The organism is Nocardia sp. NPDC004582 (assembly GCF_053602115.1).
Window position 1 is genome coordinate 1 of record NZ_JBSGCY010000301.1, and the last position, 1,289, is coordinate 1,289.

The window sequence follows — 1,289 nt, forward strand, 5'->3', positions numbered from 1 at the left end:
GAGCATATTGAAGAAGCGGTTCATATACGGGTCGAGACCGGTGGGGCCGATGTAGCGGGTGGCGGCGGTGTGGGCAACGGGAGCAGCAGCATTCGGGGCGGCACCGCCCCGACTCGCTACGACGTCACCGTCGACTCCCGCGCCGCCCGGCTGCAGGACGCGCTCGGGGCCGTGGCGTGGACCGCGCTCAACCCGCAGCCCGGCCGCCCGCGCTCCGCGCTGCTGGTGCCGCCGCAACAGTGGGGAGCCAACCGGGACGAGGCCACCTCCGTCCTCGCCCTGCTGGACCTGCAGCTGCGCAACAACCTCGCCACCCCGCGACCGCTCACCGAACTGCTTGCGCAGCAGCCCGATCCGCAGCCCTACACGCTCGACTACCTCGAGCAGGCCGCCGACGACGCGGTGCCCGCGCACTACGCCGAACCCGTGCACCAGCAGGGCCAGCGCATCACCGAACTGATGAGCGCGCTGGTGGACGTGCCGCAGCAGGAACTCAGCCCGCGCGCCTTCCTCACCCCGCTGCGCGACGACCTGATCCGGGTGCTGTCGCTGACCGACCGCCGGTCCGGGGGCGCCGCCGCCGACACCAATGCCCAGCGGCGGCTGGACCAGACCACCAAAACCATCAACAACCTGTACGGATCGGTGACGGTGCTGCCGCCCGGCGGCGTCTACACCCTCGCCTCCGAACAGAGCCCGCTGCTGCTGGTCGCCCGCAACGACCTGCCGGTGGCCATCCGGGTGCGCTTCAAGATCGACGCACCCACCGAGACGAACATCACCGATATCGGCGAGCAGCAACTGCCCGCCAAGGGAAACCGGTCCTTCCAGATCCCCACCGAGGTCTCCGACAGCCGAAACCTGGCCATTCCCATCGGGCTTACCACACCCGACGGCGTGCCGCTCGGCAACGCGGTCTCGGTATCGGTGCGATCCAACGCCTACGGTCAGGTGTTGGCGATAATTACGGCGAGCGCCTGCGCACTACTGCTCCTGCTGGTCGGTCGCCGGCTCTGGCACCGCTTCCGCGGACAGTCCGATCCGGCCGACGAGGAGGGGTTCGACGCCGGCGCCGCCCCCGGTCCCGAGCAGGACGGCCGCGGGCGCAAGCGGGACATGAAACGACAGGAGGCACGGTGAGCGAGTACGGCGGGCCACGCTCATCCGGCCGACCGGAGGACTCATCGGACCGGGCCGCGGGCCACCCCGGGTACCACGAAGGACCGGGCGGGCGGCCGGACGGGCCCGACGGGCCGCCGCAGGCGCGCCGCGCACCCTCCGCGCCGTGG

1 protein-coding gene is annotated in these 1,289 nt (G+C 71.5%); it reads left to right on the forward strand.

What is annotated here, in order from left to right; translation table 11 throughout:
* Positions 1 to 69: 69 nt before the first annotated feature.
* Positions 70 to 1,140 (forward strand): DUF6049 family protein, encoded by a 1,071-nt coding sequence (locus tag ACWELJ_RS34180; RefSeq protein WP_452370188.1) that lies wholly within the window; start codon positions 70 to 72, stop codon positions 1,138 to 1,140.
* Positions 1,141 to 1,289: the final 149 nt, after the last annotated feature.